At 70.2% G+C, this 23,202-nt stretch carries 24 protein-coding genes and 1 riboswitch; of the genes, 14 read left to right on the forward strand and 10 right to left on the reverse strand.

What is annotated here, in order from left to right; all coding sequences use genetic code 11:
* Positions 1–26: 26 nt before the first annotated feature.
* Entirely contained in the window at positions 27–1,154 is a 1,128-nt protein-coding gene (locus EQG70_RS08400; RefSeq protein ID WP_244296685.1) for a sensor histidine kinase, read from the reverse strand.
* Between the two features lie 5 nt (positions 1,155–1,159).
* A complete protein-coding gene (locus tag EQG70_RS08405) occupies positions 1,160–1,873 on the reverse strand; it encodes a response regulator transcription factor (RefSeq protein ID WP_109267949.1) in 714 nt (237 codons plus the stop codon).
* A 112-nt stretch (positions 1,874–1,985) separates the two neighbouring features.
* Between EQG70_RS08405 and EQG70_RS08410 the strand changes: the two genes are divergently transcribed.
* A complete protein-coding gene (locus EQG70_RS08410) occupies positions 1,986–2,336 on the forward strand; it encodes a hypothetical protein (RefSeq protein ID WP_138976463.1) in 351 nt (116 codons plus the stop codon).
* A gap of 137 nt (positions 2,337–2,473) precedes the next feature.
* Here EQG70_RS08410 and EQG70_RS08415 read toward each other — a convergent pair whose 3' ends face one another.
* From EQG70_RS08415 to gnd, 3 genes are all read right to left on the reverse strand, one after another.
* The gene (locus tag EQG70_RS08415; protein ID WP_109267947.1) at positions 2,474–3,157 is read right to left on the reverse strand and encodes a DUF305 domain-containing protein; all 684 of its coding nucleotides are present in this window, start codon (positions 3,155–3,157) and stop codon (positions 2,474–2,476) included.
* A gap of 313 nt (positions 3,158–3,470) precedes the next feature.
* Complete coding sequence (locus EQG70_RS08420; protein WP_138976464.1) at positions 3,471–4,112, reverse strand: C40 family peptidase; 642 nt, start codon at positions 4,110–4,112, stop codon at positions 3,471–3,473.
* 6 nt (positions 4,113–4,118) lie between these two features.
* A riboswitch (cyclic di-AMP (ydaO/yuaA leader) is annotated at positions 4,119–4,287 on the reverse strand.
* 883 nt (positions 4,288–5,170) lie between these two features.
* Positions 5,171–6,109: a phosphogluconate dehydrogenase (NAD(+)-dependent, decarboxylating) gene (gene gnd / locus EQG70_RS08425; RefSeq protein ID WP_138976465.1), complete on the reverse strand. Its 939-nt coding sequence runs from the start codon at positions 6,107–6,109 to the stop codon at positions 5,171–5,173.
* A 470-nt stretch (positions 6,110–6,579) separates the two neighbouring features.
* Between gnd and EQG70_RS08430 the strand changes: the two genes are divergently transcribed.
* The 11 genes from EQG70_RS08430 (at position 6,580) to EQG70_RS08480 (ending at position 16,792) form a co-directional block, all read left to right on the forward strand.
* Positions 6,580–6,990, forward strand: coding sequence for a four-helix bundle copper-binding protein (locus EQG70_RS08430; protein WP_138976466.1), 411 nt, complete (start codon positions 6,580–6,582; stop codon positions 6,988–6,990).
* Positions 6,991–7,035: 45 nt separating this feature from the next.
* Positions 7,036–7,662 carry a DUF305 domain-containing protein gene (locus tag EQG70_RS08435; RefSeq protein ID WP_109267944.1) on the forward strand — a complete coding sequence of 209 codons (627 nt, stop codon included), beginning with the start codon at positions 7,036–7,038 and terminating at the stop codon, positions 7,660–7,662.
* Between the two features lie 345 nt (positions 7,663–8,007).
* Entirely contained in the window at positions 8,008–8,580 is a 573-nt protein-coding gene (locus EQG70_RS08440) for a DUF305 domain-containing protein (RefSeq protein ID WP_232035231.1), read from the forward strand.
* 103 nt (positions 8,581–8,683) lie between these two features.
* Positions 8,684–9,028 carry an NADH-quinone oxidoreductase subunit A gene (locus tag EQG70_RS08445; RefSeq protein ID WP_101851181.1) on the forward strand — a complete coding sequence of 115 codons (345 nt, stop codon included), beginning with the start codon at positions 8,684–8,686 and terminating at the stop codon, positions 9,026–9,028.
* Positions 9,019–10,161 (forward strand): hypothetical protein, encoded by a 1,143-nt coding sequence (locus EQG70_RS18745; RefSeq protein WP_280115155.1) that lies wholly within the window; start codon positions 9,019–9,021, stop codon positions 10,159–10,161. Before EQG70_RS08445 ends, EQG70_RS18745 begins: the two co-directional genes overlap by 10 nt.
* Positions 10,154–11,089 carry a complex I subunit 1 family protein gene (locus EQG70_RS08455; RefSeq protein ID WP_109267943.1) on the forward strand — a complete coding sequence of 312 codons (936 nt, stop codon included), beginning with the start codon at positions 10,154–10,156 and terminating at the stop codon, positions 11,087–11,089. The genes EQG70_RS18745 and EQG70_RS08455 overlap by 8 nt, the downstream gene beginning before the upstream one ends.
* Before the next feature lie 3 nt (positions 11,090–11,092).
* Complete coding sequence (locus EQG70_RS08460; RefSeq protein ID WP_109267942.1) at positions 11,093–11,656, forward strand: NADH-quinone oxidoreductase subunit J; 564 nt, start codon at positions 11,093–11,095, stop codon at positions 11,654–11,656.
* Positions 11,653–11,955, forward strand: a complete 303-nt coding sequence (locus EQG70_RS08465) for an NADH-quinone oxidoreductase subunit NuoK (RefSeq protein WP_010534530.1) — start codon at positions 11,653–11,655, stop codon at positions 11,953–11,955. Before EQG70_RS08460 ends, EQG70_RS08465 begins: the two co-directional genes overlap by 4 nt.
* The gene (locus EQG70_RS08470; RefSeq protein ID WP_109269540.1) at positions 11,952–13,862 is read left to right on the forward strand and encodes a proton-conducting transporter transmembrane domain-containing protein; all 1,911 of its coding nucleotides are present in this window, start codon (positions 11,952–11,954) and stop codon (positions 13,860–13,862) included. Before EQG70_RS08465 ends, EQG70_RS08470 begins: the two co-directional genes overlap by 4 nt.
* Positions 13,859–15,355, forward strand: a complete 1,497-nt coding sequence (locus EQG70_RS08475; protein WP_244296687.1) for a complex I subunit 4 family protein — start codon at positions 13,859–13,861, stop codon at positions 15,353–15,355. The genes EQG70_RS08470 and EQG70_RS08475 overlap by 4 nt, the downstream gene beginning before the upstream one ends.
* A 15-nt stretch (positions 15,356–15,370) precedes the next feature.
* Positions 15,371–16,792: an NADH-quinone oxidoreductase subunit N gene (locus EQG70_RS08480; protein ID WP_208746264.1), complete on the forward strand. Its 1,422-nt coding sequence runs from the start codon at positions 15,371–15,373 to the stop codon at positions 16,790–16,792.
* A 54-nt stretch (positions 16,793–16,846) separates the two neighbouring features.
* Here EQG70_RS08480 and EQG70_RS18315 read toward each other — a convergent pair whose 3' ends face one another.
* The 5 genes from EQG70_RS18315 to EQG70_RS08505 all read right to left on the reverse strand — a co-directional run bounded on the left by EQG70_RS18315 (position 16,847) and on the right by EQG70_RS08505 (position 20,616).
* Positions 16,847–17,011, reverse strand: a complete 165-nt coding sequence (locus tag EQG70_RS18315; protein ID WP_186374931.1) for a hypothetical protein — start codon at positions 17,009–17,011, stop codon at positions 16,847–16,849.
* A gap of 595 nt (positions 17,012–17,606) precedes the next feature.
* Positions 17,607–18,281 carry a DUF305 domain-containing protein gene (locus EQG70_RS08490; RefSeq protein WP_109269435.1) on the reverse strand — a complete coding sequence of 225 codons (675 nt, stop codon included), beginning with the start codon at positions 18,279–18,281 and terminating at the stop codon, positions 17,607–17,609.
* A gap of 52 nt (positions 18,282–18,333) precedes the next feature.
* Entirely contained in the window at positions 18,334–18,669 is a 336-nt protein-coding gene (locus EQG70_RS08495; RefSeq protein WP_109269436.1) for a heavy-metal-associated domain-containing protein, read from the reverse strand.
* Positions 18,670–18,769: 100 nt separating this feature from the next.
* On the reverse strand, positions 18,770–19,912 hold the full coding sequence (locus EQG70_RS08500) for a sensor histidine kinase (protein WP_109269437.1): 1,143 nt from the start codon (positions 19,910–19,912) through the stop codon (positions 18,770–18,772).
* The gene (locus EQG70_RS08505) at positions 19,909–20,616 is read right to left on the reverse strand and encodes a response regulator transcription factor (RefSeq protein WP_109269438.1); all 708 of its coding nucleotides are present in this window, start codon (positions 20,614–20,616) and stop codon (positions 19,909–19,911) included. The genes EQG70_RS08500 and EQG70_RS08505 overlap by 4 nt, the downstream gene beginning before the upstream one ends.
* Positions 20,617–20,776: 160 nt before the next feature.
* On the opposite strand from EQG70_RS08505, the gene EQG70_RS08510 reads away from it, so the two are divergent.
* Both EQG70_RS08510 and EQG70_RS08515 read left to right on the forward strand, forming a co-directional pair.
* Positions 20,777–22,300: a multicopper oxidase family protein gene (locus EQG70_RS08510; RefSeq protein WP_109269439.1), complete on the forward strand. Its 1,524-nt coding sequence runs from the start codon at positions 20,777–20,779 to the stop codon at positions 22,298–22,300.
* On the forward strand, positions 22,297–23,160 hold the full coding sequence (locus tag EQG70_RS08515) for a F510_1955 family glycosylhydrolase (RefSeq protein ID WP_109269440.1): 864 nt from the start codon (positions 22,297–22,299) through the stop codon (positions 23,158–23,160). The genes EQG70_RS08510 and EQG70_RS08515 overlap by 4 nt, the downstream gene beginning before the upstream one ends.
* Positions 23,161–23,202: the final 42 nt, after the last annotated feature.

Here is a 23,202-nt window from a genome sequence, read left to right on the forward strand (position 1 = left end):
CTGGAGTTCGAGTGCTCCCTCGGGGCTCAGTCGGCGGGCTGAGGGCGGGGCAGGTGGATCCGGAAGCTGGCCCCGCGCCCGGGGCCGTCGCTGGTGGCCTCCAGCGTTCCGCCCTGGGCCTCGACCAGGGCCCTGCTGATCGCCAGGCCCAGCCCCGAGCCTCCGCGGTGGGCCTCCCGGCCGGTGTGGGCGCGGTAGAAGCGTTCGAAGACGTGCGGAAGGTTCTCCGCACTGATGCCTTCCCCCGAATCGGAGACGGTGTAGGTGACCGCCTCCGGGGTGTGGTCGGTGCGCAACACGATGGTGCCCCCGGTCGGGGTGTGGCGCAGGGCGTTCTCCATCAGGTTGCTCAGCACCTGGCCCATCCGCTCCGGATCCAAGGGGATCGGGGTGACCTCCATACCGGTGCTCACCGAGGTGATCGACACGCCCTTGCCGGCGGCGTCGGGCTCGATGGCCGCGACCGCCTGGTTCGCCAGGTGCTCGGGGTCCTGGGGGGTGAGCTGCAGGCGCGTCATGCCCTCCTCGGCGGTGGTGAGTTGGCGGATGTCGCGGGCCAGGCGTTCCAGTCGGGTGATCTGGGCGTTGAGGATCCCGGTGGTGTGCTCATCCAAGTCCACCACCCCGTCCTCGATGCCCTCCAGATAGCCTTTGAGACTGGCCAGCGGGGTGCGCATCTCGTGCGCGAGATCGGCCAGCATCTGGCGCCGGGTGGTGTCCACGGTGGCGAGCCTGGCGGCCATCTCGTTGAAGGAGGAGGCCAGGGAGTCGAACTCCGGGCCCAGCTTCGCCGAGGTCACCCGCACCTCATAGTTGCCCGCGGCCACCTCACCGGCCGCCGTGCTGAAAGCGGCCAGGGAGCCTCTGATCGTGCGGTAGAGGTAGTAGGTGAGCATCCCGGCGATGTAGAGCGCCGGCAGCCCGCCGATGGCCAGGGCGGTGAGGCTTACCGAGCGGAAGGCGTCCTCCAGGTGCACCAGCCCGGTGGCCTCGTCGGCGTGGCCTGCGTCGATGAGCTCGTGGTAGAACATGTTCGGCCCGATCAGCACCGCGGTCACAACCACGATGAGTAGACCCACGGCCAGCACCGCGGTCTGGGCCAGCATTAGCCGCACGGTCAGCGGCCCCCAGGCCCGGGTCCGGTTCGAGACCATGGTGCTCATCGGCCGGTGCCCATCCGGTAGCCGACCCCGCGGATGGTGTGGATGAACCTCGGGCCGGAAGCCGTATCACCGAGCTTCTTGCGGATCCGCCCGATGTGCACGTCCACCAGGTGCGCGTCCCCGGTCCAGGCGGTGTCCCAGACCATCTCCACCAGCTGCCGGCGCGAGAGCACCAGTTGCGGGTGGGCCGCCAGGGCGGCCAGCAGATCGAACTCGATCCGGGTCAACGCCACCGGCTCCCCGCCCAGGCGGACCTCCCGGGCGGCCTCGTCCACCACCAGGTCCCCGATCACCAGCACCCGACCCTGCCCCGCCGGCGCCGGGACGGGCCGGGTGCGCACCCGGCGCAGCATGGCCTGGACCCGGGCCACGAGCTCGCGCGGGCTGAACGGCTTGGTCACGTAGTCGTCGGCGCCCACCGACAGGCCCACGATCTTGTCGACCTCGTCGTCGCGGGCGGTGAGCATCAGCACGTGGCAGTCCGAGATGGCCCGCACCTGACGGCACACCTCGATCCCGTCGATCCCGGGCAGCCCCAGATCCAGCACGAGCACGTCCGGGGTGTACTCCCGCACCGCGGCGACCGCCTCCGTGCCGTCGTGGCGCATCACGACCTCGAGTCCGGCCTTGCGCAGATAGTCCGCGATCAGCTGCGCGAGATCGACCTCGTCGTCGACCACCAGCACACGTCCGGTGAGCGGATCCGTCATTTGTCCTCCCGATACTGATCGCTGTGACATGAAGACTGTGCTGCGAGCCCCAGCGTCCTAGGGCGACCGTGTCTGAGGCCTCGGGAACGAAACAGGGGGGGGTGGACTCGTCATGGCCGGGCTCACCGGTGAACCGGTGGTCGCTGTGACTAACGATCCCCTGCCCCAGGCAGATGAGATGGTTATCGGGCACGGAGAAGGTCGCGTGTCGCCCATCCACGAGCCCGGACAGACGCAACACGGCCGGGATCCGGCCACCCCACCACCGTGCGAGGGGACTCCGGTGGTCTCGGACATCTCGGACATCTCGGACATCTCGGACATCTCGGACATCTCGGACATCTCGGTGACGGTGCGCGCGCTGGAGAGCAGGACCCCAGGCGAGGGGGTCCGTGTCCTGAGGCAAGAGGGCGCGGCGCTGGCGAACCTACGGTTGGTCGGTGACCGTTTGGGGTGCTGCTGACTGTGCGAAGGGTGCGCGCCCATCGGGTGCCGGGTTGGTGATCACCGCACTGGACTGGCTGGAACGGGTCGACGGGGATCATGACATCCCGGTGGCGGCCCGTTCCAGTCGGTGACGGCCCAGCTCGTGGTCCTGGATCAGGCCGCGAACCACTCCTCCAACCAGCCCTGCATGAGCTCGATCTCCGCCTGCTGGTCCTCGATCATCTTCTCCGCCATGGCTCGCAGCTCGAGGTCGGTGCCCATCTGCAGCTCCATCTCGGCCATCTCGAGAGCCATCTGGTGGTGGGCGATCATCTGTTCGAGGAAGGCTTGGTCGAACTCGTCCCCGGACAGTTTCGCCAGCTCCTCGAGGCTCATGCCGTCCATGCCGTCCATCTCGTCCATCTCGTCCATCATGGCGCCCTGCATGTCGGCATTCATGCTCTGACCATGGCCGCCGTGTCCGTGGTGCCCGTGGCGGTGGCCGTGTCCGTGGTGGTGGTGCCCGGAGGTGTTCTCGGCAGTCAGCCGCTGGGCCGCTGCTTCCAGCTGCTGGATCTCCTCGGTCTGGGCCTCGATGATCTTCTCCGCCAAGTCACGGATCTCGGGACGCTCGGACTTCTGCAGGGCCAGCTCGGCCATGTCGGTGGCACCCTGGTGGTGGGGGACCATCATCACGGCGAAATGGCGGTCGTGGTTCATGTGCCGCTCAGCGCCCGTCTGTGCGGAGGCGGAGGCAGGCTGGTGCGTCGGGGAGGCGACCGCCGCGGTCGCCCCGGCACCGCTGAGGGCCAGCGCCAGGACCGTCCCAGCGGCCAGGTGCTTGAACGTCGACGTCATGACGAACCTCTCCTTCGCAGCAGCCCGTGCTGGGCCTGCACATCGTGGTGTTTGCTCTGCTCAGCCTCAGGTCGAGGCGGACCGATCCGTCCACGGTAGCCCCGCCGTGGTCGCTTTCTCCGGGCTGGGAGGGCTGGGCGTTAGATCTTCACCGAACCTTCAAGAGCGGGCCCATCAGGCGGCCAGATCGGTGTGTTCCCGGTCGGTGGATGGGTGCAGGCATGTCCGGGCCGACCGATTCTGGATGCTGATCAGGTGGGGGGCGCACCCGCCGCCCGCCACGAGCGGCATTCGTGGCGGGCGGCGTGTTGGCTCAGCGGAAAGTGACGTAGCCGACCGTCGGCATGGCATTCACGCTGTGCACGAAGGTGCCCTGGGTGGGGTTCAGCGCGGAGATCATCTTGCCGCCACCGAGGTAGATCCCGATGTGGGCCCCGCCGTTCTGGACGACGAGGTCGCCGGGCTGCGGGTCAGTGGTCGGGGTACCGGCCGCCCACTGCTGCTGGCTGGTGCGGGGGAGGTCGATGCCCTGCTGGGCGTAGACCCACTGGGTGAAACCGGAGCAGTCCCAGGCGCCGAAGTCCGTGCCGCCCCAGACGTAGCCGGTGCCCACACCCTGCATCGCGGTGCCGACAATGCCGCCGGCCGCAGCGGAGGTGGCGGAGATCTCGGAAATGTCCGAGGACTGGGGGGACAGACTCGAAGTGGCCGCCCCAGCGGCCGGCAGGCTCGCCGTCTGCACGGTGACGGGGGCCTGGGAAGCGGCCGGAGCCGGGGAGGTCGCGGGGGTCGAGTATGCGGTGCCGGACGTGGCGGGGGCTTCGGCATAGGCCTGAGCCGGGGCGACGGAGCCGATCACCGCCGCGCCGACAGCGGCGGCCAGGGTCGTGGTGCGCACCAGGTGCGAGGGGGTCTGGGCGCGGTGGCGGGCAGAGCTACGCGTGAAGAAAGTCATGAATGAGGGTCCTCCTTTTGCCTACGAGGTGAGCTGTCGGGTTCGGGTGGGAGGCACCCGGCCGCCGAGCCTGCAGCTCCGGCGGCTTCACCCCAAGGTCCGGGTGCGGACCGGGTATGGTTCCCCCGCTTCTGCCAAGTCATTTCTGTGATGGGGACCCCGGCTGCCGGCAGAATTCGGCGAAGCACCCGGGGAAGCCGATGAGATCAGCCAACGGCACGCAGAGGACACTAGCGCCTAGATAACGAAAAGGTCACATTCCCTGTGGTGCCGGGAAAAGGCTTGCACCGGCCTCGCGCGGTCGCCGGCAAACCGGCCGGTAGCTCACCATGCCTGGGGCACATTCGTTCCGGCGGGGTGGCGCCGCTAGCTGTCTTTCCTCCCGGTGCCCCCACTCATCGGGACCGCTCCGGGGAGGCTCTGACCTGCGGTATCGCGCCGATGGGCGCGGTGGGAGCTCGGATCCGCTGCCCCTTACTACCCGTGGAATTCTTCGGCCTGCGCCCGGTGCGGGGGGAGGTGAACCCCCGGGGGAGCTTCAGCGTCCCTCAAGGGTGTTCTCGGATTCTTTTACGAAACCGCCCAGTATTTTTTGGGGGAGTGAGCTGTTTTCTTCATGAAATCTTCATATCCAAGGGTGTCGACCAGGTGGGAAGAGTTGCTTTCTTCACGAGATCTTGAAATTCATCCGGGTCCATGTATCGGACCGGTAGATCAATGGCCCGGGGCGAGGGGAGTAATTAAGCGGGTCCTTCGCTGTCGTTGGTGAGGCCAGGGTGGTCAGCGGCGGAGCCACTGGGCTGCCGGCTGCCACGTGGCTGGGCCGATCAGTATTCCGGGGCCGATTGTGGACGCCGGGCGGTGCCGTCACCGCTGCCTCGATCGTGGTCACGGGCGGTTGATCCGCGATCCCCTCGCCCCGCAGGCGTTCCTCGACAAGGCCGGCACCGGGCGGGAGCAGTGCCGACCGTGGTGACCGTGCGGATCGGCATGGCGCAGGCCTTGCAGGGGGGTGAGGGTGGCCGCTTCCGGGCCGTTGGCGGCGGGGACGGTCGGACCTACTGCTCGGCGGGGTGGGCCGGCTCCTCGCCGGGTGCGGCCTCGACGTGCTCTGGGCCCGCGGCCACGTCGCGGACCGTGTGGCCTCCGAACTGGTTGCGCATCGCCGTGATCATCTTCATCGCCGGGGCCTGGTCCTGCCGGGAGGCGAACCGGGCGAAGAGGGCGCTGGAGATGGTCGGCACCGGGACCGCGAGGTCCAGGGCGGCCTCCACCGTCCAGCGGCCTTCGCCGGAGTCCTCGGCGTAGCCGGCGAGCCGGTCCAGGTGCTCGTCCTCGTTGAGCGCGTTCACCGCCAGGTCCAGCAGCCAGGACTTGATCACCGATCCCTCGCGCCAGGAGTTGAAGGTCTCCCGTACCGAGCGGACGTGACCGGCGGCCTCGAGCAGTTCCCAGCCCTCGGCGTAGGCCTGCATGATCGCGTATTCGATGCCGTTGTGGACCATCTTCGCGAAGTGGCCCGCACCGTGCTCGCCGGCGTGGACGAAGCCGAACTCGCCGGCGGGTTTGAGCGAGTCGAAGATCGGCTGCGCCTTGGCCACGGTGCCCTCGTCCCCGCCGACCATGAGGGCGTAGCCCTGGGTGATGCCCCACACGCCGCCGGAGACCCCGCAGTCCAGGTACTCGATGCCCCGGTCCGCCAGTCTCCGGGCGCGGGGGGCGTCGTGGATCCACCGGGAGTTGCCGCCGTCGATGATCACGTCCCCCGTCCCGAGCAGCCCGGCCAGCTCGTCGATCACGGTGTCCACGACCGTGTCCGGCACCATGACCCACACGACCCGGGGCGGGCTGCCGATCTGCTCCACCATGGCGGTGAGGCTCTCGGTGTCGGAGAGCTCCGGGTCGGTGTCGTAGCCGACGACGGTGTGGCCGGCCTCGCGCAACCGCTCACCCATGTTGCCGCCCATCTTGCCCAGTCCTACCAGTCCCACCTGCATGGTGTGCTCCCTTCTCGGTCCTCCGCCGCTCAGACGGAGATCAGCTGGCAGGGTCACCCCACGGAGGAAGACCGCACAGACACAGCCCTCTTGTATCTAGCCAACAGGGACAGTTTCCTCCCCTCCATCCCAGGGTGTCCGCCACGTTCTCACGCTGTCGTCTGGGGCTGCCACACGACGTGCGGAACCGGTGCCGGACGGGCCCAGCCGCACGGATGCGTCCACGCGCGTGGCGCTGCTCCATGCCGACAAGCTCAACTAGCCCGCCGCGCCAGGGAAGGCCCCACGGTTCCAGGACCTCCTTCTTGAAGGTTCCGTGAAGATTCCCGCTCATCGCCCTGACATGGAGTTGATCACCGTTTAGATACAGCGCTGATAAGGCTACTGTCGGAAACATGGTGGATCGCAGGATCCGTCGGCACCAGATCGATATACCGCACGAACCGCAGTATGAGAGAAGGAGCAGAACCATGACTCATCACGTGAGCTCGATGCTGGAGACCTACCCGAAGGACCTGGGGGACATCGACCAGCAAAAGTTGGCGGAGTGCATCGAGGCCTGTTTCGAGTGCGCCCAGACCTGTACCGCCTGCGCGGATGCCTGCCTGGCCGAGGACATGGTCGCGGAGCTGACCACGTGCATCCGTAAGAACCTGGACTGCGCCGACATCTGCGCGAGCACCGGCCGTGTGCTCTCCCGTCAGACCGGCAACAACGCCGAGGTCACCCGGGCCGTCCTGGAGGCATGCCGGGCCGCCTGCAAGGCCTGCGGCGACGAGTGCGCCCAGCACGCGGGTGAGCACGAGCACTGCCGCGTGTGCGCCGAGGCCTGCCGCCGCTGCGAGGCCGCCTGCGCGGACCTGATCTCCTCCCTGGGCTGAGACGGGCCGAGCACTGACCTGACGCAGGAAAGGTAAAGGACGAGCATGGAAGAACAGAGCGTGATCTCGGGCAAACGGCGCCTTCGGCGGCGTGTTCCTGCCGCGGCCGCGTCGGCCGTTCTGGCTCTCGGGGCGGTGACCGGCACAGGGGTGGCGACGGCGGCCCCGGCCTTCGCCGATGCCCCGGCCGGCAACGAGCAAGCCGCCAGCTTCGAGGTGGAGTTCCTGAAGAGCATGATCGACCACCACTACATGGCGGTCGTGATGGCTCAGGAGTGCGTGGACAAGGCCGTGCACCCGGAGCTGGCCGCGATGTGCGAGGACATCATCACGGTCCAGAACCAGGAGATCGAGCAGATGCAGACCTGGCTGCAGGAGTGGTACGGAATCACCTATGAGCCCCAGCTGTCCACCGGTGACATGGCTTCGATGCAACGGCTGGACCAGTTCACCGGGGCCGAGTATGAGATCCGGTTCATGCAGTCGATGATCCGCCACCACTGGGCGGCGGTCCGGGAGGCCGAGACCTGCCTGGACCGCGCCGAGCACCAGGACCTGCTGCAGCTGTGCCAGAACATCAAAACGGTCCAGCTGAGCGAGATCGCACAGATGCAGATCTGGCTCGAGGAGTGGTACGACCGCCAAGGCGGCCGCCCCGCCGCCACCGCCTGATCGACCCGCTGACCGGCCGATGGCCATCTACACCATCTGCCGGTAAAAGACGGGGCCTGCCCCTGCACGCACGAGCTGCACGGGGGAGGTTCCGTCTTCCCCCCATACCGCCCACTACTGCCTGGCGTTTGCTTCACCGCGGTGCACGAATGGTCCCGGTGTCGAACCGCCCGGCATCCGCCGAGCCGGTATCGAGGGACCGGCTCATCGCCCGAGAGGGAATCTGCCATGCACTACATTTCATTAGGCCGCCGTACCGCGGCCGCCGCCTCCGCGGCCGCGGTGGCCACTGCGTTGCTGGGCGGAGCCGCTGCGCCGGCATCCGCCCACTGGGAGGCCGCCCCGGTGTCCTCCCACAGTCAGACGGAGATGCTCCAGCCGGACCCGACTTCCCCGACCGCCTACGAGTTCGGTGAGACCCTGGCCGGGCTGGAGGGCGAGGAACTGGAGATCACGTTCCTGGCCGAGATCATTCCGCACCACCGGGCCGCGATCGAGATGGCCCAGCTGGAGCTCGAGCGCGGGACCAGCCCGGACATCCGCACCCACGCGGAGAACATCATCGCCAATCAGCAGCACCAGATTGACCAGTTCACCACCTGGTTGGAGGAGTGGTACGGGCTGACCCCTGAAGAGGCCATGGCCCAGGCCCCGGCAGAAGCCCAGGAGGAGATGAAGATCCTGGAGGAGGAGACCCAGATGATGATCGAGGAGCTGTCGGCCGTTGAGGCCGGTGAGGACTTCGATGTCGCTTTCGTGCAGAAGATGATTCCACACCACAACAGCGGGATCATCGAGTTCCTCGAGCCGCAGTCCCGCGCCGTGCACCCGCAACTGCGCGTGGCGGCCACCTCGGGGATCACCACCCAGCAGGCCCAGGTCGCGGACTTCCGCACCTGGCTCGCCGGCCGCGCCTGATCACCGAGCTGAAACGGCGCGATCGGTGGGGCCGCCCGTTAGGGTGGCCCCACCGATCAACGACAGACTTCCATGTTCCGACCGCGCGAAAGGGGAGACCGTCGTGTACTCCGGAATCGTGACCATGGCCCTGGTGGCGATGTCGGTCGTCGTTCTCCTCTACGCGCTGCACCGCACAGCCGTGATCACGGCCGACCCGCTGACGGTGCTGCCCGCTCAGTCCGGGTGGATGCCCCAGGAGCACGCGCTGTCCCGGTTCCACGCCCGCTGGTACCTCGCCTCGATCGTGTTCCTGGCCTTCGACGTCGAGATGCTCTTCATGTATCCGTGGGCGGTGGTCGTGATCGAGAAGGGGATCTCCGCGGTCGTGGAGATGTTCCTGTTCCTCGGGGCCCTGCTCGTCGCCGTGGCCTGGGCCTGGCGAGAAGGAGCCTTCCGATGGGCCTAAGCGATGCTCTCGCCCGGCTCGCGGTCCGGGCCGCCCAGGTCCTCGTCGTCGAGGTCCCCGGGCACTGGGCTACCCGCATGGAGCTCGAGCACCAGGCGCTCCGCCGCGGGTGGCGGCCGGCCTGGACACCAGCGGACGCGGACGTCCTGGCGGTGTGCGGTGCCCCTGGCCCCGAGCTCTCGGAGCTCGTGGACCGGCTCTGGGAGCAGATGCCCGGCCCCCGAGTCCGCGCCGACATCACCTCGCCCGCAGCCGTGGGACCCGCCCTCGACGACGCCGCAGCCCTCCTTCTCGATACCACCCACCAACGGAAGGACGCCCAGGAGCGCGCGCAGGAACCCGAGATCCCCGAGGACGCGGATCATGGGGGCCACGGCGAGATGGACCACGGCGAGATGGACCACGGCGAGATGGACCACGGCGGTCATGGCGGCATGGACCACAGTGGCCACGGCGGGATGGACATGGCCCCGGGGGGAATCGCCCTGGCCGGGAGCGGGGAGGACCGTGACGGGCTGGAGATGGACGTGCTCCACCTTCCGCTCGGGCCCGTCCTGCCGTTCTGGCCGGCCGGGCTCGTGCTGCGCTGCTCCCTGCAGGGGGATGTCGTGGTCGACGCCGAAGCCTCCGTGGTCGACGGCGCCGGAGCAGGCGGACCGGGTCCCGGTCCCGCGCCGGCGGCGGTGGTGTGGTGCGACCAGGTCGTGGCGCTGCTGGCCCTGGCCGGGGCCGAGGACGCGGCAGCCGGCGCCCGCCGCACCCGGGACGCCCTCCTGCACGGCGATCGGGGCGCCGCCCGGGACGCCGCCGAGCGGCTGCACCGGACGATCCGGAGATCACGGCTGCTCCGCTGGTCGCTACGAGGCGTGCTCCCGCTCGACCCGTCCGCTCTGGAGCACCACGGGCTACCGCGGCACTGCCTCGGGGACGCCCACGACCGGCTGCTGTCCCGGGTGGAACGGATCCGGGCCGAGGCCGGTGGCGCGGAGCCGGTCCCGGTGGAGGACGCCGCGGTGCCGTGGGCGGTGCTGCCGGAGCTGGTGACCGGGCTGGAGCTGGGCTCCGTGCGGCTGGCCGTGGCGAGCCTGGACCTCCAGCCGCACCCTGCCGTCCAGGCGGTGGGGCATGGCTGAGAGCGTGGTGACGACCGTCCCCGGCGGATGGGCCGTGCTGGCGGGGATCCTCCTGTGCGGCCTGGCCTTCTTCGCCGTGGCCCTGGACGCGGCGCTCTCGGCCCGGGCGCAGGGCAACGGCGGCGGGTGGGGCGCGCCGCTGGGCCGGACGGCGCGGCTGCTGCGGCAGCGGCGCCGGACCACCGTGGCCGCGGACACCCTGCTGTGGCGGGTCGGCGGCGCGGGCATGCTGGTCGGGGCGTTCCTGATGATCGCGGTGATCCCGCTGGGGGAGTGGACGCTGGCGGACCTGGACGTCGGCGTCGTGTGGTTCAACACCGTGGACGTCATGGTCTGGGCGCTGGTCTGGCTGGCGGGGTGGGGCGCGAACTCCACCCACGGTCTGGTGGGCGGCTACCGTTTCCTCGCCCACGGGCTGGCCTACGAGCTGCCGCTGATGTTCGCCCTGGTGGCCCCGGCGATCGCCGCCGGCAGCCTGGCCGTGGGGGACGTCGCCGCGGCCCAGGACGGCATGTGGTTCGTGGTGTGGATGCCGGTGGCGTTCCTCGTCTTCCTCATCGGCGTGACCGGCTTCTCCGTGTGGGGGCCCTTCGCCCCGGCGCTGGCCGCCGACCTCGGCGGCGGCGTGCTGGCCGAGCTCTCGGGGGTCGACCGCCTCGTCCTCCAGGCCGGGCGCTACCTGTTCCTCACCGCCGGCGCCGCCTTCTCGGTGCCGCTCTTCCTCGGTGGCGGCGCCGGGCCCGTCCTGCCCGACTGGGCGTGGGTCCTGGTGAAGACCGTGGCCGTGCTGGCGGTGCTCGTGTGGCTGCGCCGGAGGATCCCGCTGCTGCGCCCGGACCGGTTCATGGAGATCGGATGGATGGTCCTGCTCCCGGCCGCCGTCCTCCAGGACCTGGTCGTGTCCCTCGTCGTCGTCTGGAAGGGCTGAGCCGTGCTGGTCGGAATCGTGTTCTGGGTCCTCGCCGTGGTGGCCGTGGCCGCGGGGGCGCTCGTGTTCGTGGTGGACTCCATGGCCCGGGCCACCTATGCCCTGGCGCTGTCCTTCATCGCCGTGGGGGTGCAGATCCTGCTGCTGGGCCAGAGCTACCTGGGGATCATCACGATCCTCATGATGGTCATGGAGATGGCCGTGATGGCGGTCTACATGGTGATGTTCATGGGCATGAACCCCGCACTGATGCCCATGGACATGACCCACGGGAAGAAGACCGCGATCGGCGCCTCGGCCGGGGTCTTCGTGCTGCTGGCCGCCGGCGCCCTGCTCGTCCCGTGGCCGCAGCGCCGCGGCGCCCCGCCCGAGGACCTCACGCACGCGCTGGGCCTGGAGATCATGGGCGAGAAGATGCTGGTCATGGCCGTGGTGGGCCCGGTCATGGTCGCCACCATCGTGGCCGGAGTGGTCCTGGCCGCCCACCGCACCCGCTACGACCGGCTCGGTGACGACCTGCGCCGCCGCCCGGCCGACGACCCCCAGCCGGGAGGCGTGGGCCGATGACCCTGGAAGCCGTGCTCGTCGTGGCCGCCGCACTGTTCGCGGTGGGGCTCTACGGCGCCCTGTCCCAGCAGGTGGTGGTGATGGTGATGATGGGCCTGGAGCTGATGATCAACGGGGTGCTCCTGGCCGCCGCAGGGTTCTGGTGGTTCCTCGCCCCGGACCCCTCCGGGCAGGTGCTGCTGCTGGTGGTCCTGGCGGCCATGACCGTGGAGATGGCCATGGGCTTCGCCGTGGCCACGCTGCTGCACCGCAGACGGCAGACCGACATGACCGACATGGCCGAGGAGCTCTCCCGATGACCGCGGCCCAGGCCGTGCTGCTGGCCGTGGTGGTGCTCCCGGCCACCGTGGGCGCGGTGCTCGCCCTGAGCCGGGCGGAGCGGGCCGCGGCCCCGGTCGCGGTGCTCACCGCCGCGGTGACCACGGTGCTGGCGGTCGCCGCCGCCCTGGCCCGGCCCGCCCTGTCGTCCCCGTTCGTGGCCGGCGCCGACTTCGCGCTGGAGGTCGACGCCCTCGCAGCACTCACCCTCCCGATGGTCGCGGGAGTGACCCTGCTGGTGCTGGTCTTCGCGGCCGGCAGCATCCGGGCGGCACAGCCGCGCTTCCACGGGCTGATGCTGATCTTCGCCGCCGCGGCCCTGACCACGGCCGCGGCCGCCAGCCTGCCGGCGCTGCTGTTCGCTTGGGAGCTGATGGGCGCGACCTCCTACGCCCTGATCGGGTTCTGGTGGCGGGACTCCGATCGCGTCTCGGCCGGGCTCACCGCCTTCGTCACGACCCGCACCGCGGACCTGGGGCTCTACGTCGCCGCCGGCGCCGCCCTGGCCGGGGGCGCCGGAATGGCCCTAGCCGACCTCCCCGCGGCGGAGGACCCGTGGCGGCACGTGCTCGCGGCCGGGATCCTGGTGGCCGCGCTGGGCAAGGCGGCGCAGCTGCCGTTCTCGTTCTGGCTCTCGGGGGCGATGCAGGGCCCCAGCCCGGTGAGCGCGCTGCTGCACTCGGCGGCGATGGTGGCCATGGGCGGCTACCTGCTGCTGCGCGTGGAGCCGCTGCTGGCCTCCACCGGGTGGGCGGGCCCGGCCGCCGCGTGGCTCGGGGTGGCCACCGCGGTGCTGATGGGGATCGTGGCCCTGGCCCAGCGGGAGCTCAAGCAGCTGCTGGCGGCGTCCACGGTGGCGCAGCTGGGCTTCGTGGTGCTGGCCGCCGGGGTGGGCGCGGTCAGCGGCGGCGCGGCGCACCTGGTGGCCCACGCCTCCACCAAGGCGCTGCTGTTCCTCGCCGCCGGGGCGTGGCTGACGGCGCTGGGCACCGAGGAGCTCACCGCACTGCGCGGGGCCGGCCGACGGTGGCGGGTAGTGGGCGTGACCGCCACCGTCGGGTCGCTGGCCCTGGCCGGGATCGCCCCGCTGTCCCTGTGGGCCACCAAGGACGCGGTGCTGGCGGGGGCGCTCGAGGTCTCGGGCCTGCTCTATGCCGCGGGGCTCGTGGCGGCGGCCCTGTCGGCGGCCTACGCGGGCAAGGTCCTGTGGACCGTCTGGCGCCGCGGTGACCGCGCCGAGGCGCGGGACGGCGGCACCGGGCAGGTGGGGGTGCTGGAGCAGGCCCCGCTGGTCGTGCTTGCCGCCGGGGCGGCCGTGCTGGGGGTGCTCGCCCTGCCCCCGGTCAGCTGGATCCTCGCCGAGGCGGTGGGCGGGCACGGTGAGGTGGCGCCCGTCGAGCTGTTCGTCTCGGCCGCGCTCGCTCTCGTGGTCCTGCTGCTGATGCTGCGCCTGGGCGTCCCCGAGCCGGGCTGGGCCGTGCGGTGGCTGGGGCTGGAGGCCGCCGCGCACGCCGTCGTCGTCCGCCCCGCGTTGGGCCTGGCGCACGCCCTGGCCCGGTTCGACGACCTCGTCCTGGACCGGGCCGTGACCGCCGCCGCCGGCGCGGTCCCGGGACTGGCCCGGGCCGCGGCCCGGTTCGACGACCGGGTCCTCGACGCCGGGGTCGGCGCCACGGCGCACGCCGCCGACGCGGCCGGCCGGGGTGCGGCCCGCCTCGACGACACGGTGGTGGACGGCGCCGTCGAGGGCTTCGCCGGCCGGGTCCGCCGGCTCGGGCAGCTGTCCCGGGCCCCGCAGACCGGGGCCGTCCACCAGTACTTCCTCCAGGCCGTCGCGGTGCTCGCCGTCGGCGTCGTGGCCTGGTCCGTCTACGTCGTGTGGGGATGAGCATGCTGAGTCTGATCGTCTTCCTGCCCCTGCTGGCCGCCGCCGTCCTGGCCGCGGTCCCTTCGATCGGGCCCGCGGCCGCCCGGTGGACGTGGGTGGTGGTGAGCGTCGTGGAGCTGCTGCTCGTGGGCGTGCTGTGGGCCGGTTACGAGGACCCGGGACCCAACGGCCTGGCGTTCGAGGAGCAGGTGCCGTGGATCCCCGGTGTCAGCAGCAGCTACCACGTGGGCGTGGACGGGCTCTCCCTGCCGCTGCTGGCCATGACGGCCGTGGTGTTCCTGGCCTGCGCCGTCCACGCCCTGCGGGACGCGGACCGCCCGCGCGTGCAGGCCGCACTGTTCCTGTTCCTGCAGGGCGTCAGCCTCGGGGTGTTCGTGGCGGCCGACCTCATCCTGTTCTTCGTCTTCTTCGACCTGTCCATCGTGGGCATGTACTTCGTGATCGCCGGGTGGGGCCACGGCGGCGCGGCCCGGTCGGCGCTGAAGTTCTTCCTCTACACGTTCCTGGGCTCCCTGGCCCTGCTGCTGGGCTTCATCGGGCTCTACGTGGCGGCGGCGCCACACACCTTCGACATCCCCGAGCTCGTCGCCGCGGCGCCGCTGGCGGGCGACCCGCTCACCGGCGGGCTGGTGCTCGCGGCGATCCTGGTGGGCCTGGCCGTGAAGACCCCCACCGTGCCCTTCCACACCTGGCTCCCCCCGGCCCACACCGACGCCCCGGCCACCGGCTCGGCCGTGCTGGCGGGCGTGCTGCTGAAGATGGGCACCTACGGGTTCGTGCGCATCGCGATGCCGATCCTGCCCGAAGCGTGGCGGGCGTGGGCCTGGGTGATCGTGGCCGTCGGCGTCGTCTCGGTGCTCTACGGGGCGTTCGTGGCCCTGGCCCAGACGGATCTCAAGCGGATGATCGCCTACACCTCCGTCAACCACATGGGCTACATCGTCCTGGCCCTGGGCGCGGCCGGGCTCCTCGCCGAGGACGCCGCCCAGGCCCGTTCCGTGGCGGTCACCGGCGCGGTGGTGCAGATGGTCAGCCACGGGCTGATCACCGCCGCCCTGTTCCTGCTCGCCGGGGTGATGCAGGACCGGGCCGGCTCCTACGACATGGGCTCCTACGGCGGGCTGGCCGCCCCCGCCCCGCGCTACGCGGCGCTGTTCGCGGTCGGGGCCTTCGCCTCCCTGGGCCTGCCCGGGTTCTCCGGGTTCATCGCCGAGTTCCAGATCTTCGCCGGCAGCGTGGCGGTGGCCCCGGTCACCGCGGTCGCCCTGGTGGGCATCCTGGTCACCGCCGCACTGTTCCTGCGGGCCCTGCAGCGGGTCTTCACCGGCCCGGCGGCCGGGCACACCCCCGGGTTCGCGGACCTCCAGGGGCGGGAACTGTGGTCCGCCGGCCCCCTGCTGGTCCTGTCCCTGCTCATCGGCGTGCTGCCCCGGGTGCTGCTCGAGGTGATCGAGCCGGCCTCGGCCGCCCTCGTGAGCCTGGTGGGACGGTAGCCGGTGGAGGCCTCGATGCAGATGCGCCCCGAGCTGCTGCTGCCCGAGATTCTCGTCTTCCTCGGTGGGCTGGTGGTGCTGCTGGGCGGATCCTTCCTGCCCCGCGACCGGCAGTGGATCGCCCGCGCCGCCGCAGCCCTGGCCCTGCTGGGTGCCGCGACCGCCGCGGCCCTCGCCATGGCCGGGCCCGCGCAGAGCGCTTTCAGCGGCACCTTCGCCGTGGACACCGCCACCGGGGCCGCGCGGGTGATCGCCGCGGTGACCACCCTGCTGGTCCTGGGGGTGGCCTCCGGGGAGATCGCCGGGTCCCCGCGGGAGTCGGACACGTGTGCGCTGCTGCTGCTGGCCACCACCGGGGTGATGGTCCTGGCCGGGGCCACCGACCTGCTCGTGCTGATCGTGGGGTTCCTGCTGGCCAGCATCCCCCTGTACGGGATCGTCGGCCTCACCGGCGGCCGCGCCGGGGCCGAGGCCGCCATGAAGACCTACCTCATGGGGGCGCTGTCCGGGATCCTGCTCATGGCCGGGGTCACCGTGCTCTACGCCCTGGCCGGCGGCACCGACTACGCCCTGCTCCAGGACGCGCTGCCTGCCGCCCCGGCCGCGGCCGTGGGGGCGGGTGTGCTGGGCGTGCTCGCCGGGCTGCTCTTCAAGGCCGGTGGGGTGCCCTTCCACTTCTGGGTGCCCGACGCCGCCCAGGGCACCGGGTCCACCGCCGCCACGTTCCTCACCACCGTGCCCAAGGTGGGGGCGCTGGTGGCCGTGTACCGGCTCGTGGCCACGGTCTCCGCCGGGGACGGCTCCTGGTTGTTCGTCGCGGGACTGCTGGCCACCGCCTCGATGTTCCTGGGCAACCTCGCGGCCTACTGGCAGACGGATCCCCGCAGGCTGCTGGGCTGGTCGACGGTGGCCCAGGTGGGGTTCCTGCTCGTGCCCGTGGCCGCGGCCGGGCGCAGCGACCTGGCCCTGCCCTCGCTGCTGTTCTACCTCGCCGCCTACGCCGTCACCAACGTCGCCGCGTTCGCCGTCACCGCCGCGCTACCCGAGCACCGGGAGCTGGCCGACTACCGGGGCCTGGCTCGATCCCGCCCCGGCCTGGGGCTGGCCCTGCTCGTGGCGCTGCTGGGGCTGGTGGGGACCCCGCCGCTGGCCGTGTTCGTCGGCAAGCTCACCACGGCCACCGCCGCTTGGGACGGCGGGCACGGCTGGCTGGTGCTGGTGGTGGTGCTCAGCAGCGTGCTCAGCCTCTTCTACTACCTGCGCTGGTTCGCCCCCGTCTTCGCCCGCCCGGACCAGGACGCCGAGGGGTTCCCCGGCCACGGCGGGGCGGCCGCCTGGCCGGCCGTCACCGCCGGGGTCGCCGCGGTCGCGAGCCTGGTGCTGGGCGTCCTGGCCGGTGTCCTGTGGGCCGCCCTCGAGGGCCCCGGGATCATGTAGGTCCGGTGCCCCCGCCCCGTGGACGCACCGTGCCGGACGCCGGGGAGACCGAGCTCAGGTCCGCGTGCTCTGGCCGTGCTCGCCGGCATAGGCGGTGAAGACCTCACCGGGGTTCTCCCCGGTGCCCACGAAATCCTCCTTGACCTCGGACCCGAGCTGCTCCAGGGCCGAGGACAGCCGCTGGGCACTCAACCACACCGCCGCCTCGGGCCGAGCCATGGCCGCATCGACCAACCGCAGCGCATACGGCAGCTGCCGGGCCAAGGACAGGTCAGGGTCGCTCTCCTGGAAGTAGAAGCCCTCGCGGTGTGCTGGGTGAAGTCCACGGACACCTTCCCCACACCCTCCTCGAGGGGGTCCAGGACCCGGGAGGCGGAGGCCGCGTCCACGTCACCGATCGCCTCGGCGTAGCCGGCATCTGAGGTTCCACCAGGCCCTTGCCTCCTTCGGGGGCCGTCTCGCCATCGCTGATCCATCGCCGGGTCGGTTCCATCGGCGCGTCAGCGGGCTCACCGATGGCCCTCCCCGAGGGCTCAATGCCGTTCATAGTGCGTCCCGGTGGTGGTCTCCTCGCAGGCGAAGCGCTCCTTGAGGGTCTCGTGGGCCCGGCGAGGTCCCGCGCTGGTCGGCGGCGGGACGGAGCCGCCTTGTCGGGTGCTGGAGCCTGCGGTCCTAGTGAACGCCTTACCAGCACAACCATGCTCAGGAGTCAGCAAGGCTAGGCCCATTCCATGTGCCACACCATGACGGTGTTCCTTGGCCGGCTCGGTGTCCGGGGGCCGCGCGGACGCGGCGGCCCCCGGGTGTGTGCGGGTCAGGACTGCTCGGGCAACTCCTGGAGCATGGTCTCCATCTCCTGAATCTCGGCCTCCTGATCCTCGATGACCTGCTGGGCCAGTGCCACGGCCTGCGGGTTCTCGCCATTGTCGACCTCGTCGCGGGCCATGTCCACGGCGCCTTCGTGGTGGACGGTCATCTGCTCCAGGTACAGTCGGGCGGCTTCGGTGCCCTGGGTGTCCTCGAGCTGTTGCATGTCCTCTTCGCTCATCATCCCGTCCATGCTCGCTCCGTGGTCCATGCCTTCCATGCCGTCGGACTCCATCATGGGTTCCTCGTCCCAGGCGGTGAGCATGGCATTCATGCGCTCGATCTCCGGGCCCTGGGCCGCGACCACACCTTGGGCGAAATCGCGCACGTTGTCCGGGATGTTGTCCTTGGCCAGCAGCATCTCGCTCATTTCCACGGCCTGCTGGTGGTGGGGGATCATCATTTGGGCGAACATCACGTCGGCATCGTTGTGCTCGGCGGCGATCGCCTCGGCGGACCCGGAGGGGGAGGCCGAGGTGGTGCTCGTGGCCTGGGCGCTGGAGGTGGCCGGGGCGGCGGTTTCCGGGGCGGTCTCGGTGCTCTCTTCGGCACCGGTGCCGCAGCCGACCAAGGCCAGGGCGGTGGTCAGGACGAGGGTGGTCAGGGTGGTGGAACGCTTCACAATATGTCCTTACATTGGGGATGGACTGGGGCGCGGGGAGGCCCCGGGGCGGTCAGGAAGTGGCCAGCGTGTAGCCGACCTCCTCGATGGCGGATCGGACGGCTTCAGTCGACATCGGTCGTTGGCTTATCACGGTGACGGTGGAGGTGTCGCCGGCTACGAGGTCGATCTCTACGTCTTGGACGCCCTCCAGGGCGGTCAGGGCATCGGTCACTCGCCCCGTGCAGTGGCCGCAGGTCATGCCCTCCACCTGGTAAGTCGTTGCAGTACTCACACCGAAGGGCACCCGAGGGTTGGTTGAGGCTGGTTCGTCCTGTGCGGCAGGCGGTGCGCAGCAGGCGCAACCGGTGGAGACGAGAGGAAGTCTGAGATTGGTCGCATCGGTCACGGCGGGCTCCTTCGAATAGGGATAGTGCCTTTCGGCAAGGGGGATCGCGCCCAACAAGTAGATATATACCCCGTAGGGGTATATATCAAGGCGGTTGGGCTCAGGTGGTGATCATCGCCTGCTCTGCCCTGTCGTGGCTGTGGCGTGGCAGTGTTGCGATGAACACGGTTCCGTGTCCGGGCCCGGGGGAGTGGGCGGTGAGAGCGCCTTCATGGGCCTCGACCAAGGCTTTCGAGATAGTCAGGCCAATCCCGGAGCCGCCGTGGTCGCGGTCCCGGGCGGTGTCGCCGCGGTAGAAGCGCTCGAAGACGTGCGGCAGCTGTTCACGGCTTATGCCCTCGCCCGTGTCAGTGACGCGGATCGCGACGTCTTCTGAGCCCTGCCCGCCCGCGCGGATGGTCACCGTACCGCCGGGCGGGGTGTGGCGCAGGGCGTTGGAGAGCAGGTTTCCCAGCACCTGTCCAAGGCGTTGCCGATCCACGTCCACGGTCCCCGCCGGCTCCGTGGCCTCGATCTCCAGGGTGACGCCCTTGGCTGCGTAGGCTTCCTTCGCGGCGTCGCCGGCGGCCTGGAGCAGATCGGTCACGGACTCTTCGGCACGGTCGAGCACGAACCTGCCTTCCTCAGCGCGAGAGACATCGTTGATGTCTTCGACCAACCGGGTCAGCCGAGCCATCTGCTCGGCCATGACGTCGCTGGTGGTGGTGTCCCAGTCGATGACTGCGTCCTGGAGGCCCTCGAGGTAAACGGTGAGCACGGAGATGGGGGTGCGCATCTCGTGGGCCAGGTCGGAGAGCATCTGGCGTCGAGTGTCCTCGGTACGCTGCAGCCGCTCAGCCATAGTGTTGAACGAAGTGGCCAGGGCATCCACTTCCGCCCCGGCGCCCATGGCCGGGACCCGGGTGTCGTAGCGGCCGCGGGCCATCCTTTTGGCCGCCTCGGTTAGCTTTCCCAGCGGGGTCTGGATGCGGCGGGAGAGCCAGACGGTGGCCAGCAGCGCACAGATCAAGGCGGTGGCCAGGGCCACGGTCAGAGTGATCAGGTTGGTGTCGCGGTAGGCCCGCTCCACGTGCAGCAGTTCCGGAGAGCTCTCGGGGTGCCCGGCCATGACGAGGTGATCGTGGAACAGCGCTGGGCCGACCAGGGAGGCCACCACGATCGCGGCCACGATGCTGGCGCCCACCACCAGCAACTGGGCGCCCAGAAACCGAGAGGCCAACCCGCGTTCACGCCGGGGGCTCATCGGGCCACCATCCGGTAACCGACTCCGCGCACGGTGTCGATATAACGGCTCGGGTCCGCGCCGAGCTTGCGGCGCAGGTGCCCGATGTGCACGTCCACGATCCGCTCATCGCCCACCCAGGCCGGGTCCCAGACGGTGTCGATGAGCTGACGGCGCGAGAGCGGTTGGTGCGGGCGGGCGGACAGGGCCACGAGCAGATCGAACTCGGTGCGGGTCAATGCCACCGGGGTCTCGGCCACCCGGGCCTCGTGGGTGGCGAGGTCGATGACGAGATCCCCGACCACTCGCTCCGGCTCCGGTGGTGCGATCGTGGTGCGGGGCCGGCGCAGCACCGCTTGGACCCGGGCGACGAGCTCACGGACGCTGAAGGGCTTGGTGATGTAGTCATCGGCCCCGACCTCCAGCCCGGCCAGCTTGTCCTCTTCGTCCCCGCGGGCGGTGAGCATCAGCACGTAGCACTCCGAGAAGGCCCGCAGTCGGCGGCACACCTCGATCCCGTCCAGCCCGGGAAGCCCCAGGTCCAGGACGACGACGTCGGGCTCCCGGGTGCGGGCGGCTTGAAGGGCATCGGGGCCGGTATGGGCGGCGGAGACATCGAAGCCGGCCCGAGTCAGGTAAGTGGCGACCATCTGGGCCAGGGGCTTCTCGTCGTCCACCACGAGCACACGCCCGGCTGGGGCCGCGGAGTCGGTGCCGGAAGTCATGCCCCCTAGTGTCCCCCGTCGCCTCGGGCAGATCGCCGCCAGGGACCGGATTCTCCACAATCTTCGTCAAACCTTCAAGGGAATCGGACTCTTTCCTGCTCCTGACCCGCCGAAGATGGTTCTGGATCCCCATCTTGCCTGATGACCCCGAAAGGAATTCATGAACACCCTCTCCCGCAGAAGCCTGGTGGTCGGTGGGCTGAGCCTGCTCGGCTCCAGTACCCTGGCGGCCTGCTCCGCTCCTTCCACCCCCTCCACGGCCGGCACGGGGTCCAGGGCGGCCTCTGCGGGCGCCGGTCAGCGCGTTGTCGCCAAGACGCTCACCGCCCAGCCGGTGCGCCTGGACCTGGGTGGGCCGACCGTGTCGACATGGGCCTACGGTGACAGCACCCCCGGTCCGCTCATCCGCGCAACCGCCGGGGACCGCCTGCGGATCACCGTCGACAACCAGTTGCCGGCGCAGACCACCGTGCACTGGCACGGGATCGCCCTGGACCAGGCAGCAGATGGGGTGCCCGGGGTGACCCAGGACCCGATCGCCGCCGGTGCCACCTACACCTACGACTACACCGCCCCGGATCCGGGCACCTATTTTTACCACCCGCACGTCGGGGTCCAGCTGGACCGCGGCCTGTATGCCCCACTGATCATTGATGACCCCCAAGAACCCGGGGACTACGACCACGAGTGGATCCTGGTCCTCGACGACTGGGTCGACGGCACGGGCCAAACCCCCGACGACATCCTGACCACCCTGACCTCCTCAGGGGAGGGTGGCATGGACCACGGAAACATGGGTGGCATGGGTGGCATGGAGGGCATGGGCATGTCTTCTGGTTCCTCGGAGGGCATGGCTGGCATGGATCACGGCAGCATGGGCGCCGGTGACTCCCCGTACGGCGATGACGCCGGGGACGTGGCCTACCCGCATTACCTGGTCAATGGGCGGGTGCCGGCTGACCCGGAGGTGCTCACTGCGAAGCCGGGCCAACGGGTGCGGCTGCGGATCATCAACGCTGCTGCGGACACCATCTTCACGGTCGCCCTGGGCGGGCACCGGATGACGGTCACACACACCGACGGGTTCCCCGTGCAGCCGCAGGACACCCATGCCCTCTATCTGGGCATGGGGGAGCGCTACGATGCGACCGTCACCCTGACCGACGGTGTCTTCCCGTTCGTGGCCGTGCCGCTGGGCAAGGAGGGGCAGGCCATGAGTCTGGTGCGCACCGGTTCCGGTGCCGCTCCGTCGCCGTCCGTGCGACCGGCGGAACTGGACAAGCCCGTGCTGGTCGGTGCCGAGCTGAAACCTGCCGACAGCGCCCGGCTCGAGGCCCGGGAACCCGATGTGCGCCTGGAGCTGGCCATGACCGGACAGATGAATCCTTACGAGTGGGGATTCAACGGGGCCCCTTACGGGCAGCATCAACCACTGGAGATTCAAGAGGGACAGCGGGTGCGGCTCGACGTGGCCAACCACACGATGATGGCCCATCCCCTGCACCTGCACGGGCACACCTTCGCGTTGCCCAACGGCCTGCGCAAGGACACCGTCCTGATCGCCCCGATGCAGTCGATGGCCATCGATCTGCAGGCGGACAATCCCGGGAACTGGCTGATCCACTGCCACAACATCTACCACGCCGAGGCCGGCATGACGACCGAGCTGAAATACCGCCCATGACCGTTGTCACCCGACGCACCTTGTTCTCCGCCGGCCTGGTCGCCGGGACGGGGTGGGCTGTCACCGCCTGCTCATCACAGTCACCACAGTCGGAGTCCTCGTCCTCTTCCGGCAACGACGGCGGCACCGCCATCACCCACGTGCACGCCATCACCCGGGACACGGCCACCGGGGTGATCCTGCTGGCCACCCACCAAGGCCTGTTCCTGCTGGAGAACAAGGAACTGACCCAAGTCGGCCCGACCGTGGACTTGATGGGCTTCACCTCCACCGGTGGCGGACGCTACCTGGCCTCCGGTCACCCCGGCCCCGGGGTGGATTTGCCCGAGCCGCTGGGACTGGTCGAATCCACCAACGGGGGCCAGACCTGGAGCGTGCTGTCGCGGGCCGGGGAGTCGGACTTCCACGCCCTGACCGCGGGCCCGGATCGGATTCTCGCCTTCGACGGGCAACTGCGCACCAGCACCGACGGGCGCACCTGGGAGACCGTCGCGATCCCTTCCGCCCCGATGGCCCTGGCCATCGCTCCGGGTGGCGGGGCGACGCTGGCCACCACTGAGGAGGGCCTGTTGCGATCCACCGACGGCGGGGCCACCTGGACGAGCATGGACACCCCGCAGTTAATGTCCCTGGTGGCCTGGGCCGATGATCACACGGTGGTGGGTGCTGGGCCTGGCGGCCGCTTGCTGATCAGCGACGATTCCGGGCTGACCTGGACGGCCACCGGGGAAGCCTTCGGGGAGGTCACCGCCCTGGGGGCGAGCATGACCGGCGGCGGGGCGGTGGAGACCCTTTTGGTGGCTGGCTCCACCGTCTTGCGCATCACCGACGGAGGAAACACCGTCGAGCAACTGCTGTGACCGGCACCATCCACACCCTTGCCGCGGAGCAACAGCGGATTC

Origin of the sequence: Kocuria rosea (genome assembly GCF_006094695.1) — a bacterium.
GTDB classification, from domain to species: Bacteria; Actinomycetota; Actinomycetes; order Actinomycetales; family Micrococcaceae; genus Kocuria; species Kocuria rosea.

Bases quoted from the DNA above. Each gene is read 5' to 3' on its own strand.
- EQG70_RS08400 (WP_244296685.1), bottom strand. From the start codon at position 1,154: ATGGTCTCGAACCGGACCCGGGCCTGGGGGCCGCTGACCGTGCGGCTA.
- EQG70_RS08405 (WP_109267949.1), bottom strand. From the start codon at position 1,873: ATGACGGATCCGCTCACCGGACGTGTGCTGGTGGTCGACGACGAGGTC.
- EQG70_RS08410 (WP_138976463.1), top strand. From the start codon at position 1,986: ATGGCCGGGCTCACCGGTGAACCGGTGGTCGCTGTGACTAACGATCCC.
- EQG70_RS08415 (WP_109267947.1), bottom strand. From the start codon at position 3,157: ATGACGTCGACGTTCAAGCACCTGGCCGCTGGGACGGTCCTGGCGCTG.
- EQG70_RS08420 (WP_138976464.1), bottom strand. From the start codon at position 4,112: ATGACTTTCTTCACGCGTAGCTCTGCCCGCCACCGCGCCCAGACCCCC.
- gnd (WP_138976465.1), bottom strand. From the start codon at position 6,109: ATGCAGGTGGGACTGGTAGGACTGGGCAAGATGGGCGGCAACATGGGT.
- EQG70_RS08430 (WP_138976466.1), top strand. From the start codon at position 6,580: ATGACTCATCACGTGAGCTCGATGCTGGAGACCTACCCGAAGGACCTG.
- EQG70_RS08435 (WP_109267944.1), top strand. From the start codon at position 7,036: ATGGAAGAACAGAGCGTGATCTCGGGCAAACGGCGCCTTCGGCGGCGT.
- EQG70_RS18745 (WP_280115155.1), top strand. From the start codon at position 9,019: ATGGGCCTAAGCGATGCTCTCGCCCGGCTCGCGGTCCGGGCCGCCCAG.
- EQG70_RS08455 (WP_109267943.1), top strand. From the start codon at position 10,154: ATGGCTGAGAGCGTGGTGACGACCGTCCCCGGCGGATGGGCCGTGCTG.
- EQG70_RS08465 (WP_010534530.1), top strand. From the start codon at position 11,653: ATGACCCTGGAAGCCGTGCTCGTCGTGGCCGCCGCACTGTTCGCGGTG.
- EQG70_RS08470 (WP_109269540.1), top strand. From the start codon at position 11,952: ATGACCGCGGCCCAGGCCGTGCTGCTGGCCGTGGTGGTGCTCCCGGCC.
- EQG70_RS08475 (WP_244296687.1), top strand. From the start codon at position 13,859: ATGAGCATGCTGAGTCTGATCGTCTTCCTGCCCCTGCTGGCCGCCGCC.
- EQG70_RS08480 (WP_208746264.1), top strand. From the start codon at position 15,371: ATGCAGATGCGCCCCGAGCTGCTGCTGCCCGAGATTCTCGTCTTCCTC.
- EQG70_RS18315 (WP_186374931.1), bottom strand. From the start codon at position 17,011: ATGGCTCGGCCCGAGGCGGCGGTGTGGTTGAGTGCCCAGCGGCTGTCC.
- EQG70_RS08500 (WP_109269437.1), bottom strand. From the start codon at position 19,912: ATGAGCCCCCGGCGTGAACGCGGGTTGGCCTCTCGGTTTCTGGGCGCC.
- EQG70_RS08505 (WP_109269438.1), bottom strand. From the start codon at position 20,616: ATGACTTCCGGCACCGACTCCGCGGCCCCAGCCGGGCGTGTGCTCGTG.
- EQG70_RS08510 (WP_109269439.1), top strand. From the start codon at position 20,777: ATGAACACCCTCTCCCGCAGAAGCCTGGTGGTCGGTGGGCTGAGCCTG.
- EQG70_RS08515 (WP_109269440.1), top strand. From the start codon at position 22,297: ATGACCGTTGTCACCCGACGCACCTTGTTCTCCGCCGGCCTGGTCGCC.